The following is a 14,496-nucleotide window of genomic DNA, read 5'->3' as shown; positions in this document are numbered from 1 at the left end:
CTCAATTCTCCCTTTCGAATACAAAGGACTCAAATTCATCTCGCTTTAATATATAGAAACGATTATCTTTCGGAAAATGGACAAGCAATTCTTTCTTTTTATCTCCGAAATTCATGAGTTTGTCCACAAATTCCACAAAATTAATTGCATCTTCTTCATCTTTTTTGTTAGGTCTATATCCTTCTTGAACTTTCATTAATAATTGATATAACTTGTAATCAATTTCCAATAATAATTTATTATCTTTTTCGCCTCTATAACCCACAACAATTGAGGATTTAAAAGTATCTAACACTTCTGATGTACTTTCGTGTAGGTGATCAATAGTTGGTCTCAGGTTCAATTTTTGTGCTAAACGATATTTATTAGCAGCTTGGTCTAAATAAACATAATCTTTTTTCGGAGTGCCCTTCCACTTATGAATGGTGTTTTTCATTTCATCATAGAAGTTCCTTATAGTTTTTTTATCTGCTGTGTTAAAACCATATAGATTTTTAATAAACTCGCTATAGCTCTTATCTTTTATTTTCCCTACAAATTCTTTATTGGTTAAATAAGTTATTCTTAAAAATGATTCAAAGAATACGTTAAAGGTATGTCCAGATAAATCACTTTTCGATTTGAATAACGATAACCAGTTACTGCCTATTTCGTCGAGAACATTCCCGCTAATAATCGTTGTCCAATCACTTAATGTATTTAAATCGACGATAACTTCATCGATAAATTTAGATCTTAGATGAATAGGATCTAAACTACTCAATGCCTTTAATATTTCAGATCTTTCTTTTCTATTAAATATAAGATTTGGTAGAGCATGGTCTAAGACATCAAATTCATTTATAAGGTTTTTATTAATTACTTCATCTGGTATCAGAATATCAGCAATTAAGTTTAAGAAAGCTCTAGCTGAAATAACTAGTTTGTGTTGAATAACAGTTCTGATAATTAATTGGACTACTTGTTCTTGCACAAATTCATTTTGGAGGAACTTGTAATTTTCATGAACCATTGTAGTAATATTTTTTTGCTCATCTTCCTGTAAAGCTAAGTTGAAAGGATTCTGATCAGTCGTGGCACATACCTTTTTCAATAATGTAGAATAAAAAGTTGAGATTGTACCATTGGCAGTTAACTCATAAGAATGATAGTCCCCAAAACTTAACAGATCAAAGTTGTCTTTGCTGTAATGAGTAGTAATTTTTTGAGAAAACAACGCACTCTCTTCCACAAATATTCTTAGTGATTCATAGGAGTACTTGTTATGTTCTGTACTAATAAAATTGTGTAAAACCCCCATATTTATGGCAAGTATAATATTGTCATTACAATCATTTAATTTTTGGTCAGAGAAGTTTTTTAATACTTCTTCCAATGTCTCCATAGCATTCTTGTTTGGTGAAAAACTCTCCGTTGCATCATTGAAAATTGTATAACCATCCATAAGGGCTGGTTTGTTTTTCTTTAGATAGGCAAGCAAATGCGATTTTCCGTCTCCTACACTTCCACATAAAAGTATTAAACTTCCGCATTGACGCTCCTTGTTTGCTGCAAGTATTCTCTCAAGGTCTAATTGTATCTTTCTATCGACATGAAGATAATTTTTAAAAGTACTAAATTGATTTGCATTTTCTATTGCTTCTTGAGAAGAGTCTTTCAATCTAGTTAACTCTCTTAATAAGTAACTTTCCCTTTCACCTAAGTCTTTTATTAATAACCCTGTCCCCCCCTTAGGTTCTTCAACTATGGATGGAATATTAGGTTGAAGTTGACTCACTCCAATGCTACCTGTTCCTAGCATTTCTAAAATTTGTTTTCTTACCAAGTCTTCTATGTTATCTTTCTGACGTGGCTTAGGAATGTCATATAAAGGTACCTTTATTTGCGCTGACGAATACACTTCGTAAAACCAAACAGCAATTTTGTACATTTCTTTATGAAGCTTGTAGGCTTCTGTAATATCGTTGAACTTTGCGTTATGAGCCGCTTTGTTTCCAGACAATCGGATCGTATCAAAAGATTGCTGAATATCTCTCCTAATTACTCCTTCCCTAGCAAGGTAAGAAATTTTATCGTACAAACTTGTTAAATAAGGTGCTTCATCTTCCTTCTCAAATACTTCCTTAAGTATTTCTTCTATAAAAACTCTTGCTTTGACTATGGAACTACTTGGATCTTCAAACATTAGATCTTCCATCTTCTTCGCGGTTTGAGCGGCAACTGAATTTGCACTTTCTAAAAAACTCATTAAATATTCACTATTTGAAACCATGATCGTGCCTCCGATTTCTTTAATCTTCTTTATATAATTTTACCATAATAATTCCACTGAAATTGATTATCTCAACTAAATTCAGGAAAATAAATAGCAAAAAATACGAATGAAGGTTCGCTTTTCAATTGAAATTTGACTCAGGTTGTCCTATAATCAAACTATAATATTACGTACGTAATAAGGAGGTTTGGCTATGGACGCCACTTTTTGTTATAGTTTCCCCTCTATAAAAGGTATACAAGCAGGTAAAGAATACTTTGTTGCTATGTGCCCACTTAGAATTATTCCTAAAATATTCTTATTTGACGAAGAGGAGATCCCACCTGAACATAGAGCTCAGCGAATTCTAAACAAATCTAGAATTCCAGAACTTACAAATTACATAATTGAAAATGAAAATGATTATGTATTTTCATCAATTACTGCTTCAATTGATGGGGAAATTGAGTTTGTCCCTTATAACAATGAATCCAGCTCTAAGGATCTCGGTCAGCTAAAGATTGCTTTAGATGCTCGTTTCCTAATAAACGACGGTCAACATAGACGAGCAGCAATTGAAGAAGCCTTAAAAATCTCACCTGAAATTGGTAACGAAACAATATCAGTCGTATTTTTCCATGATAAGAATTTAAAAAAATCTCAACAAATTTTCTCTGACTTAAATAGGCATGCAGTGAATACTACGTCTTCCATTGGTATTTTGTATGACCATCGAGATAAATTAGCTTTAATTACAAAAGACATTATCGCTAACACACCGTTATTAGCTAGGTATACAGACAAAGAAAGAGTTTCTTTATCCAAAAACTCTCCAAAAATTTTAGCGTTAAATCATATATTCAATACCAATTTAAGACTTCTAGGGAAAAGCAAAGGTGATAAGATCTCTAATAGCGATGAAGATTTCTTAAAAGAATTCTGGCTAGTTTTATGTAATTCTATTATGGAATGGAATTATGTCATGCAAAAGGAAATTACTACTAGAGATTTACGTGCAACTTTTATTGTTGGACATGGAGTATTTATAGAAGCAATCGGCCTTGTTGGTAATTATTTGCGAACTTATCATGAAGGAGATTGGAAGAAATACATTAGTAAACTTGAAAAAGTAGATTGGAATCGTAGTAATACAGCCGATTGGCTAGGTAGAGCATTTAATCATAATGGTAGAATCCAAAAGACTACCCATACTATTCAACTTACAGCCATTAAGATCAAACAGTTAATTGACCTCCCTTTAACAGAAGCAGAGCAAGCACTAGAAGAAAAATTTTTCCAAGGAGTAGTTTGAAATGAACGGAATAATTAGTAACATGTTATCTAAACAAATGCCTTATGTAGAGGCGGCTAAGGATCATATTAAAGCTGCCTACAAAGAAGACAGTCACCCTTGGGTAGTCGGTTATAGTGGAGGAAAAGACTCTACAGTTGTAGTTCAACTAGTGTTTGAAGCATTAAGTGAAATGCCTCAGGAAGAACTTCATAAAAAAGTTTATGTAATTTCGTCAGATACATTAGTCGAGACACCTTTAATTATTAACTCCATAACTAAAACATTAAGAAGAATTCAGGATGAAGCCCTAAATCGAAACTTACCTATCGAAACTCATAAAGTAAAACCACAAATTAAACAGTCTTTCTGGGTAAATATTATTGGAAAAGGTTACCCTTCTCCCAATCAACAATTTAGATGGTGTACGGATCGTCTTAAGATAGATCCAGCTAACCAATTTATTATGGATAAGGTCTCTTCTTTTGGAGAAGTTATCATGGTACTTGGCGTTCGGGAAGATGAAAGTGCAACACGTGGGAATGTCATACGTTCACACACCGTAGAAGGTAAAACATTTATGAGACATTCTACTTTATCAAATGCATTTGTATATGCACCAATAAGATCATTCTCACTAGACGATGTATGGGAGTATTTATTAAACCACGCTTCTCCTTGGGGTGATGATAACCATGAACTTCACAGGCTTTACCAAGATTCTAATAGTGGTGAATGTCCTCTTGTCATCGATAAAAACATTAAAGAGAGTGCAGGGTCTTGTGGAAATAGTCGTTTTGGATGCTGGGTTTGTACCGTTGTTAACGAAGATAAAGCATTAAATGGGTTTATTCAAAGTGGACATGACTGGATGAAACCACTCCTTGATTTCAGAAATTGGCTAGCATCGATTAGGGATGACCGAACTAGAAGAATGAAGTACCGTATGAATGGCCAAATCTACTTTAGAGATGTAAAAATTGAAGATATTGATGGAGTACCACATGTGTTTATTCCCAAAAAATCAAGCAGAGAAAAGAAGTACATTCCTCTAGATAAATATATAGTTATTGAAAGAGATGAGCTTAAAGAATATGTTGCTAAGCACAATATTGACTTGAGCTCACCAGAGGGCGGACGTAATATTTTGGTCAAATATAAAGAAGAAACTCTAGATGGCCAGGTTATCACTAAACATGCACAATTAGGCTTAGGACCATTCACATTGGAGACCCGAAAAGAGATACTATCAAAATTACTCGAGGTCCAAAAGAATTTAAATCATCCAGATGATCCTTATTATGAATTAATAAGTGTAGATGAGTTAAAGGCTATTAGAAAGATTTGGTTTAAACACGGAGATTGGGAAGATCAAATCCCTTACATCTATGAAGAAATTATTGGCAGCTCGGTAGATTGGGAAATGGATGATCGTCCTTTATTTGACAAAGACCAAATTTCTGATCTCGAACTATTATGTGATCAATATAAAGTCGATCTTAAAGTATTGAAAAAACTAGTTTCAATTGAGAAAGATTATGCAGGATATAAAGTCCGTAGAGGATTAATGGATGATTTATCTAGGGCATTGAAGCAAGACTATTTACATTTATGATTAAGGAAAACGGGGTTTTATCATGATAATAAATGATATCCAATTAACAAATATTGGTGCATATAGAGGGAAAAACTACTTTGATTTCAGAACCGATAACACTAAAAATGTTATCTTAGTGGGTGGAGAAAATGGTGCTGGAAAGACAACTTTATTAAACGCAATTAAACTAGGACTTTTTGGTTCTTATGGATATGGATATAAAACAGAGAGTGCTGAGTACTACAAAAGGGTTCAAAGCATCCTCAACCAAAATGCGAAAAGACTAAATGAAGATAACTTTAGAATTAAACTTGAATTCAGCTTGGTAGATGAGTTTGAACGCACCGATTATGTTTTACACCGCTACTGGAAGTTTACAAATAAAAGTTTAAAAGAATCGTTCGACTTAATCGCGAACGGCAAACATCTATCAGAATATGAAACTGACTTATTTCAATCGAAACTTAAAGAAATTATGCCTCCACAATTGCTAGATCTATGTCTTTTTGATGGAGAGGAAATCGCAAGGATTGTTAATGAAGATCTACTATCAGACTATTTGAAGAAGTTATCTAGGATTGTATTTAACCTTGATCTATTTGAAACTTTAGAGTCCGATTTAGAATCCTATGCCAGTCAAACATTAGATGTGAAAAAAATGGAGTCCATTGAGCAGGATCTTTATGAGTTAAACAAAGTGGAACGTGAATTTAAAACTAATCTACTAAACCAAAACGATAAACTCAAACAACTGAATGAAGAGAAAACTGAACTTGAAGATGAATATAATCGTCTAAAAATCGATTTCGAAAAATACGGTGGTTTAGTCAAGTCTGAACGAGAAGAAATTATTAGAACGATGAATAATTTAGAGATGGAGAGAAAACAAAATCAAGAAAAGATTAGAGATTTTGTTTCAAACCTTCTTCCTTTTTACTTAACGAAAAGTTTGATATCTAATACACGCGAACAAATTAAAGATGAGGAATCACTTCAACTCTATAAACAGTTAGATAAGAAATTAACGCAGGATAACTTAAATAAGATTCTCGACTCTGTCACTATCGATACTTCGCAAAGTAATGATTTAAGGAATAACCTATTAAATCTTATGAAACCTGAGCATGAAGTTACTCCCATTCATGGTTCTTCCTTTTCAGAAAGTAGTTTAATAGAAAACATGTATCATAAAGTTAATAGCGAGCGTAAAGAAGCATGTCAAAGCATAATTGAAGATAATAAAAATAAGCTTAATGAGCTTCAAGTTTTAAGAGAAAAGTTAAAGGTCAATGATACAACGAATGAGTTTAGTGACATGATTACCAACATGGAAACTATACAGCAAAAAATTGTTAATCATAATAATGAAATAAGCCAGCTAGAACAGAGTCATCTAGAGAATAGAACCAAATTAGAATCTACATTAATGGCAATTGAAAAAATACAAAGCACTCTAAGAGATGACGATAAAACAAAGAGTTCCTTCTTGGAATCTCAAAAAATAATTGCCTTGAGTAGACGGTTTAGGGAAATCCAATTAAAGAAAAAACTTCAAGAAGTCCAGATAGAATCATCAAATATGTTGAAGAGAATATTCAGAAAGCATAACTACGTCACTTCTATCATTATTGAACCAGAAACATACAACGTAATCCTATTAGATTCTAATAAGGAACAAATTGAAAAAACAACATTGTCTGCAGGTGAAAAGCAGATACTATTAATTTCAATAATATGGGCTATCTTTAAATGTTCAGGAAGGAAAGTACCATTTATTTTTGATACCCTGTTAGGAAGACTTGATAAAACGCATAAAGCAGCTTTATTAAAAGAATTCATTCCTAACTGCGGTAAACAAGCCATCATATTATCAACTGACACAGAAATCGATGAAGACCACTATATCCTTTTGAAAGACCATATTTCAAAGGAATATATGTTAGATTTTAATGTTGCAAGAAAAGAAACCAACATCTTGATGCAATATTTTCCTTTTAAAGGTTCTGAGGTGAGATTATGAATTTTAGATTAAAAACATCAAAAGAAACTGGAGATCGATTAGTATTTCTTCAAAGTACCACAGGCTTAACATGGAATATTCTTTCTAGAATTGCCGTCTCTCTATCTTTAAACGACCCTTTAATTCCTGAAATAGTTGAAAATAAATCTGGTGTAGAGATTCATCGTAATGCAATGACAGGTGAAAATGACTATGTTTACAAAGCCTTGATTAGACAGCACGCGAAAAGGAATGTATCAGATGAAGAGTACTTCCCCGATCTCTTCAATGCGCATTTAGAAAGAGGCATTGCATTGTTAGAAAATGAATACAAACACGCCGGGAATTATGAAAAATTACTTACTAACCTATTAAAAATGGAGAATTAGGTGAAGAACTATGCTTTATTTAGATAATAGTGCAACCACCCCTATTCATCCCGATGTTAAAGAAGCCATGCTTCCTTATCTGATGGAGGAATTCGGAAACCCATCTAGTAAATATTATTCGGTTGCAGAAAATGCTAAAAACGCGGTAAAAGAAGCCAGAAAGACTGTTGCCTCTTTACTTGGGTGTGCAGATGATGAAGTTATCTTCACAAGTGGTTCGACTGAGAGTAATAACATGGTTATTAAAGGAGTAGCTGATCATTATTCTCCTAAAGGTAACCATATTATTACTACAAAAGTGGAACATCCTTCTGTTTTAGAAACTTGTAGGTACTTAGAAACTAAAGGATATGAGGTTACCTACTTAAACGTGGATAAGTTCGGAAGAATAGATCTTGGAGAGTTAAAAACCTCTATTAAAAAAAACACGATTCTGGTAACAGTTATTTGGGGGAACAATGAATTAGGTTCTCTTAATGACTTAAAAGCAATCTCTGAGTTGTGTCTTGAGAAGAATATCTTTCTCCACACAGATGCTACACAAGTAATTGGAAAAGTAGAGATTAATTTAGAAGAGTTCCCAGGTATTACTTTCTTATCCTGTTCGGCTCATAAGTTTCATGGTCCAAAGGGAATTGGTGCTACTTTTATTAGGAAAGATAGATACGAGTTATTAACAAAAATAACTCCATTGTTGCATGGAGGTGGACAGGAGTTAGGAATTAGAAGCGGTACCCTAGCTGTTCATAATATAGTGGGACTTGGCAAGGCTGCTGAGATCGCAAATAGTAACTTAGCCACAAATGTTAAAAAGCTTAAATTGCTGGAAGGTTATTTATTATCTATCTTGAGAAATAAATTTGCTGACCAAATCACTTTTAATCACGATAATGAGAATAAGATACCAGGTGTACTTAGTGTTCAATTTAAAGGTGTGAATAACGAGTTACTTGTTAAAGGTTTAGCTCCTTTTATAGCTGCATCTACAGGTTCTGCTTGCAGTTCAAGCAAGCCTTCGCATGTACTAGATGCGATTGGGTTGTCTTTGGAGGAAGTGAGATCTACTTTACGTTTTTCTTTATCTAGTTTGATATCTAAGGAAGAGTTAGAAGTTTTTAAGGAATTATAAATAGTTAAGAGGACTGGATAGAATCCAGTCCTCTTTCTTCTTTAAAGTAAGAATTATTCGTATTCTCTAAGTTCACGTTTTAGGTAAGAAAACCATATATACTGTTATTCCCCACCAGTTCTGCGCTTTCTCTGCAACTCAAATAATTTTTTTCTAACAACATCAATATGTCGTTTTAACCTTTTACTTGCAATGGGAAGAACTTCGTACGGTGTTAAATGTGCATATTCAAAAAATACAATTTGTTCTAATAGTTCCAAATCTTTCTCGGACCAATTAAACTCTTGATCCAATTTAATTTCTTTAAACTGATCCTTAAATTGTTTTGACACTTTACTATTCCAATATGATTGACATGCAGATGCAGATATATTTATTTGAGATGAAACTTCCTGGGTTATATCTCTAATAGTCCTACCTTCTTTTGTGCCTTCTATTATGGCATCGATAAGTAGCTTTTCTTTTTCTGTATCCCAATTATTAGGATTGTTATTTTGACCCTTTTTTGCTACAGTACTTTTTTGCCCTTCTCTTGTAGTTCTTTTCTCACTTTCATTATCAATTAAAAATTCCTTACTCACTAAGAAATTTTCTAATGCTCTTTCAATAATCACTGTTTTACTTAAATTATTTTGCCTTGCATACGCATTCAGTATTTTAAATAGTTGAGCATTAATTTGAATTGATATTTCTTGAACTTCTGTTCTATCCTCCTCAACCTTATTTTCTATCCATTCAGACATCATGGTACGTAATACCTTTATCTCTTCAATGCTTAATGATGTCATATTATATTTTGGTTCTATATTAGAGTAACTGTTGCCAGATATATTTTCAGTTTCTAAAAGGGCACTTTTTATTTTTTCTTTTTTGGACCTGGGACCATTATTCTTCACACTAGATTTTTGATTTCCTTTAGGCGTTTTTTTTTCTTTTGTTATTTTTTTTTTCGAATTTTCCAAACCTCTACTAATAACATGTGAATCCACAATGTTTAAAATATCCATTATAATCAACCTCTTAACTTTTATGTACTTTATATTTTCATCTTACTATAAGTTAGCAAAAATAGGTTATTAGACCTTACTAATTTTTTTCAAAATCGAAGGTTTGAAAACAAAACTCCTACCAGTTTGTTTTTAGCTTAAAATTCCTTTGACTTCCGTGATAATAGGAATTCGTCTAGGAGAGGAAGCTAATTGCTAAATTAGTAGTAATAGGAGTAAGTGAACAACGAATACAATTAATCTATTAGTAGTTCAATTAGTCCCTTTTATTGGGATATGTTGTTCATGTTACACCTCGATAGAGATAGGCACAGTTTTCTAGTTTCCATTCTTCCTAGTGGTCTATATTCATTACAGTTCTTCATTTTAGTTACCGCACCAACTGTAGTACTAACAATGCTTTCTGTTATAATAATTACATAATGTTACAATATTTCCACCCTTAAAGAAATACTATTAGCGAGGTAACCCATGTTCTTTTTCAAAAATGTCATTGATGCGTTTAAAGATAACCGAGAAATAAATCAACCTATCGTACATAAGCATATCAGCGAAAATCCTATTCTATTAGAAAACCTTAAAAGTCTTGCAGAAAGCAGCAACCCTTCTGTTGACTTTAAGAAAGTAGAGAACCATCTCAAACTGTTTTCCATCGGGCATGCAGGAGAAAAAAGTGTGATGTTTGAGTTGAAGAACTCCATGGTTCCGATGCTGATTCTGCATGATATTTATCTTGAGTTTGAGGATTATCAAGCACAGATGGATTTTGTTATTGTCACGTCAAAGTTCATTCTTGTACTGGAAGTAAAGAAACTTTTTGGCGATATCCTTGTCACGGATAAGGGTGACTTTCAGCGTGTCATCAGGAAGAGTAATAGAGTGGTAAATAAAGAGGGAATGTATAGCCCGATCAACCAAGTGGAAAGACATGTGATGATATTGGAGAGGTTCCTTAAGGAAAAAGGGATCATCAAAAAGTGTCCAATTCGGTATGCGGTGACTTTTGCCAACCCGAAGACGATCCTGGAGATTTCCAAAAACACTCCTTCCCATATTCAGAACTGCGTCATCCGCCATGACCAAATAAGTGCTTTTTTAAAGGCTGAAAAGAAGAAGAGTTCTCCTGTTGAGATGCATGCTTCCCTTGTTTATAAGATTACTAATGCTATCTTGGGAGCCAGCCAATTGAAACCTTTTAATGAACAGGAATATCTGGTGGAAGACGAACAAGTAGGGGCGTCCGCTTTTGTTGCAGCCACTATAGAGAAGGAAATGCCCCCAGTTGTTCCTATGGAAAACAACGATCTAAAGATGTTGCTTACCGAATACCGCACAAGAAAAGCCAAGGAGTCCAGAGTAAAACCGTATCATATTTTCAACAACCGTACATTGGATATCCTCCTTGAGAACATGCCACAAACTTCGGAACAGTTGCTGGAAGTGGAAGGCATTGGACAGAAAAAAGCGGAGGATTATGGAGGCGAGATCTTGCACATTTTACAAGGAAAGATAGCGGAAAATTCATCAGATACACCTAAAGACTTTCGTTCTCTACTAATGGAATACCGCAAAACCCGTGCCAGGGAGTTGAATGTAGCGCCATACTATATATACACAAACAAAACGATGGAAGCGATTCTTGAGCAAAAGCCGAAGTCCATACAGGCCTTACTAAAAATTGAAGGCATTGGACCGAAGAAAGCGGAAGAGTTTGGGGAAGGGATTGTTTCTATCTTTACGAAGACACCTTAGATCGCACTGCTCTTGCAGTGCTTTTTATATAAGAAAAACCCAGCTCGTAACGAACTGGGTTATGCACATTTTTCATAGACTCCTATGCCCTTCAATTTTAAAGAGGGCTTCTTAACATTCGCTTCCCCTTACAACTCCAGTGTCTCTTCTGTGTAAAGCAAAGAGCCACCCATTTTGTTATAACCGTTCCCTGTATCTTCAACAAGGACGTAATTCTCCCCTTCACTCTCTTGAAAATCACCGTTAACAAAATACAAGCCTTCTTCATCATCCACTCCATATCCTTTTGGAACCCCCAGCTTCGACATGGCGGCAATGAGATTCTTTCCTTCGTTCCATTTCGTAAAGTGGACACAAACGACACATGCTGTTATCAACCCTAACCCTTTAAGAAAAAGATGCTTACCTTCTGAATTATCTATTGGGGGGATGACACAATGTGCAGGACTAATTAACGCACCTGCAGAAAATCCCGCTATCGGGACACCTTGCGTATACATTCTTTTGACCTGCTGCCCTATTTCGGTATCCACTATATACTTGCGATAAAGCTCCGTTTCACCACCCCCAATTATGACACCCGTGCAGGCTCTTAACTTTTCGACCACATCACTACTGTTCTGATGCTTTGTTAAAGGGATGTAAACAAAATCAAGAACTCCATTTTGTTCTAACACTTGGGTATATCTTGGCATATATTGCTCCCATCCATCTCGCAGCACAAATAGGATCGCCACTTTTCCTTCTCCACCCATCGCAAGTTCAGCAAATCTTTTTCCTAGACCTCTAGGAAAAGGCGGACTTCCCCCAAACAAAAACAAATGTGTATGCTTCACTTGATCTCTTCCTTCCATTTAAATCTTTCCTCTACCTCATTTTATTGAACTTTATTTTACTTTTATTTTATCCTCTCCTTTGATCCATTGAGGATAAAAAGAGAGTTCAACTGTAATCGGGTTTTGAGAAGACTTTGTTAAGCTCGTAACGAACTAAGTTTTTTTACTGCTTACTCCACAACTTCCCTTTTGTTAGTTGCAGCTAATACGACAATCAACTTCCCCTTTTTCAAGAAATCACCCTCAGACGTCTTGATCCCTTCTATCCTTTATCTGTCTTAACAAATCAATTATCTCTTCATTTTGTTTGTTTGCTCGCCTTAACTGCACTTCTATGGATAAAAGGGTAATGACAATAATAATGATTACTATAATTAGCAATACTTTCACCTCATCCTTCCCTCACTTGGATCCCCTAAATTCCCTTTAAAGAAATATTCAATGGAATAGGCTTACAAAATAAATGATAAGTATAGCTATTACACTTGTTGCGGAAAGCAGTATGTAAAGCTTATGAATGAACCCAGCTTTCCATTCTTCATAGATGAAAAGTAACAGAAAAGGAACAAATGCAAAAATGCTAAAGCCAAACGTAGGAATCAGAAACAATAGAAAGAACAGGAGTGCCCAAAAGACATAGAGGATAAATTTAAAAGCTTTGGCACCAGAAGGAATTTTTTTGATGATCATCTCCGTAATGATAGCTAATGGGATGGCATAAAAGCTAGAAAGAAAATAAGCGAATGAAACAAGCGTAACTGTATCACGTATATCCACTATCTTGGGATATCGCAAATCAAAAACTGGAGTCAATATACATAATACAGAAATCAAAAGTATGGATATTGGAGATATCATACCGAATTGTAGTAGTTTATTTTTAAATAGTATTTTCATAGAACCCACCTAATCTTAAACCCAATTCAAGTGTTCCTTTAGTAAAAAAACCAATGTTATCTTTGTATATCATAGATAACACCGGTTTTTTTTACTAAAGTATAGTTTTGTTAACTTTCTTTTAAACGATATTTGTATTTAGATGTCTTTCAAATTAATTTTTTTTATACTAGAAAACATAAAAATTATACTAATTAAAATATAGTAAATCCCTAAAATAGAAAGACTATCTGATGTAAATGCCATAAATTCATGTTTCTTAATAACATATCCCCATATAAAAGAACTTAATAAAAAAATTATAGGAAATATGATAAAAAAACCGACAAAATTTAACTTAGATTTATTACTCATTTATATCACCTTTCCCAACATTTTGCAGAATAATATACAAAAAACGCTGTAAGCCCTATTAGATTCCCTCTTACACCAATTCTGATCAATAATCTAGCTGCCTCTTTCCAAGCTTTCTTTTCTACATAAGCCCATAAACCACCATTGATTGCAATGTTCAGCAACAACTATGATTATACATTTTTTCCATTTTTATTAAATAGAAAATTCCTATAAGAATATTAAAACTCTACAACTTTAGTATTACCGTTATTAACATGACTCTGTATCTTCCCCATCCATTCCTTCCCTATACCATCTCTCCAGCATGGCATGCCATTCATACAGGTGCATGACGACATCACGGAAATTCTTATCTCTTTCTTCCGTTTCAATGGGAATGGCCCTTTTTCTACTTGGTACGGATTCAATAATTTCAAGTAATCTATTAAAGTTATTCTCACTATTCAACAGTAGAATGTCTTTTTCACTTGTAGTCACCTTGGTAATCCTCTGCTCCCGATATACTCACTTTGTTTCGCTCAAAGCCTAAATACCGAGTCCCTTGAAAGCTTAAAACTCCATTGTCATCTTCGGAAAGTAACCCATACTCCTTACCGGAAACATGAAACTCCGAACGGTCACCGCTTTCGAACTCGAACGTCACAAAGTATTTAGTATGCGTGCTGGAAGAATGGTGATGATGGGTGTCGTTGTGATGATGCATATTGGACCTTTTGGTGACATCTATCCGTTTTGATGTAACAACAGCTGGCACACTTAGCTTTGGTGACTGCTCATTCTTCTGCCACTCCCCAATGCCTTTAAAAACCGAAATTAAGATACTACCAATAACGATCACAAAAATAATGCCAATAAAAATAGGTACAACCTGAAACATAGCATCACCAGCACCCATAGCATATGGATCTACCATGCAAACACTCCTCCTTTGGTTACATCTTTATCTTTGAGATATATACGCGTATGAATATGAAAAGTTTCATCATAG

General features: G+C 34.2%; 13 protein-coding genes. 6 read left to right on the top strand and 7 right to left on the bottom strand.

Annotation, left to right across the window (positions count from 1 at the left end):
- Position 1: 1 nt before the first annotated feature.
- Positions 2-2,272 (bottom strand): DNA phosphorothioation-dependent restriction protein DptF, encoded by a 2,271-nt coding sequence (dptF, locus tag LG307_RS03355; RefSeq protein ID WP_404448088.1) that lies wholly within the window; start codon positions 2,270-2,272, stop codon positions 2-4.
- Between the two features lie 196 nt (positions 2,273-2,468).
- Between dptF and dndB the strand changes: the two genes are divergently transcribed.
- From dndB to LG307_RS03330, 5 genes are read left to right on the top strand one after another with little or no spacing between them, the layout of a single operon-like run.
- The gene (gene dndB, locus LG307_RS03350) at positions 2,469-3,566 is read left to right on the top strand and encodes a DNA sulfur modification protein DndB (protein ID WP_404448086.1); all 1,098 of its coding nucleotides are present in this window, start codon (positions 2,469-2,471) and stop codon (positions 3,564-3,566) included.
- Position 3,567: 1 nt separating this feature from the next.
- Entirely contained in the window at positions 3,568-5,160 is a 1,593-nt protein-coding gene (gene dndC / locus LG307_RS03345; RefSeq protein WP_404448083.1) for a DNA phosphorothioation system sulfurtransferase DndC, read from the top strand.
- Between the two features lie 22 nt (positions 5,161-5,182).
- Entirely contained in the window at positions 5,183-7,162 is a 1,980-nt protein-coding gene (gene dndD / locus LG307_RS03340; RefSeq protein WP_404448080.1) for a DNA sulfur modification protein DndD, read from the top strand.
- Positions 7,159-7,530: a DNA sulfur modification protein DndE gene (gene dndE / locus LG307_RS03335; protein ID WP_404448078.1), complete on the top strand. Its 372-nt coding sequence runs from the start codon at positions 7,159-7,161 to the stop codon at positions 7,528-7,530. The genes dndD and dndE overlap by 4 nt, the downstream gene beginning before the upstream one ends.
- A gap of 10 nt (positions 7,531-7,540) precedes the next feature.
- Positions 7,541-8,659 carry a cysteine desulfurase family protein gene (locus LG307_RS03330; RefSeq protein ID WP_404448076.1) on the top strand — a complete coding sequence of 373 codons (1,119 nt, stop codon included), beginning with the start codon at positions 7,541-7,543 and terminating at the stop codon, positions 8,657-8,659.
- Positions 8,660-8,763: 104 nt separating this feature from the next.
- Here LG307_RS03330 and LG307_RS03325 read toward each other — a convergent pair whose 3' ends face one another.
- Positions 8,764-9,666 (bottom strand): hypothetical protein, encoded by a 903-nt coding sequence (locus tag LG307_RS03325; RefSeq protein ID WP_404448073.1) that lies wholly within the window; start codon positions 9,664-9,666, stop codon positions 8,764-8,766.
- Positions 9,667-10,137: 471 nt separating this feature from the next.
- Here LG307_RS03325 and LG307_RS03320 point away from each other — a divergent pair, with 471 nt between their 5' ends.
- Positions 10,138-11,418 carry an HRDC domain-containing protein gene (locus LG307_RS03320; protein ID WP_404448071.1) on the top strand — a complete coding sequence of 427 codons (1,281 nt, stop codon included), beginning with the start codon at positions 10,138-10,140 and terminating at the stop codon, positions 11,416-11,418.
- Between the two features lie 128 nt (positions 11,419-11,546).
- On the opposite strand, the gene LG307_RS03315 is transcribed toward LG307_RS03320, so the two are convergent.
- From LG307_RS03315 to LG307_RS03295, 5 genes are all read right to left on the bottom strand, one after another.
- Positions 11,547-12,272: a Type 1 glutamine amidotransferase-like domain-containing protein gene (locus LG307_RS03315; RefSeq protein ID WP_404448069.1), complete on the bottom strand. Its 726-nt coding sequence runs from the start codon at positions 12,270-12,272 to the stop codon at positions 11,547-11,549.
- Positions 12,273-12,497: 225 nt separating this feature from the next.
- Positions 12,498-12,635 (bottom strand): hypothetical protein, encoded by a 138-nt coding sequence (locus LG307_RS03310; protein WP_404448066.1) that lies wholly within the window; start codon positions 12,633-12,635, stop codon positions 12,498-12,500.
- A 57-nt stretch (positions 12,636-12,692) separates the two neighbouring features.
- Positions 12,693-13,151, bottom strand: coding sequence for a hypothetical protein (locus LG307_RS03305; protein ID WP_404448063.1), 459 nt, complete (start codon positions 13,149-13,151; stop codon positions 12,693-12,695).
- Positions 13,152-13,757: 606 nt separating this feature from the next.
- On the bottom strand, positions 13,758-13,985 hold the full coding sequence (locus LG307_RS03300) for a ClbS/DfsB family four-helix bundle protein (RefSeq protein ID WP_404448060.1): 228 nt from the start codon (positions 13,983-13,985) through the stop codon (positions 13,758-13,760).
- Positions 13,972-14,421 carry a DUF2500 domain-containing protein gene (locus tag LG307_RS03295; protein WP_404448057.1) on the bottom strand — a complete coding sequence of 150 codons (450 nt, stop codon included), beginning with the start codon at positions 14,419-14,421 and terminating at the stop codon, positions 13,972-13,974. The genes LG307_RS03300 and LG307_RS03295 overlap by 14 nt, the downstream gene beginning before the upstream one ends.
- Positions 14,422-14,496: the final 75 nt, after the last annotated feature.

Origin of the sequence: Sutcliffiella horikoshii, from assembly GCF_044809035.1 — a bacterium.
GTDB lineage: Bacteria > Bacillota > Bacilli > Bacillales > Bacillaceae_I > Sutcliffiella_A > Sutcliffiella_A horikoshii_G.
The sequence above is the reverse complement of the archived record's forward strand: the minus strand, read 5'-3'. Positions and strand labels throughout refer to the sequence as shown.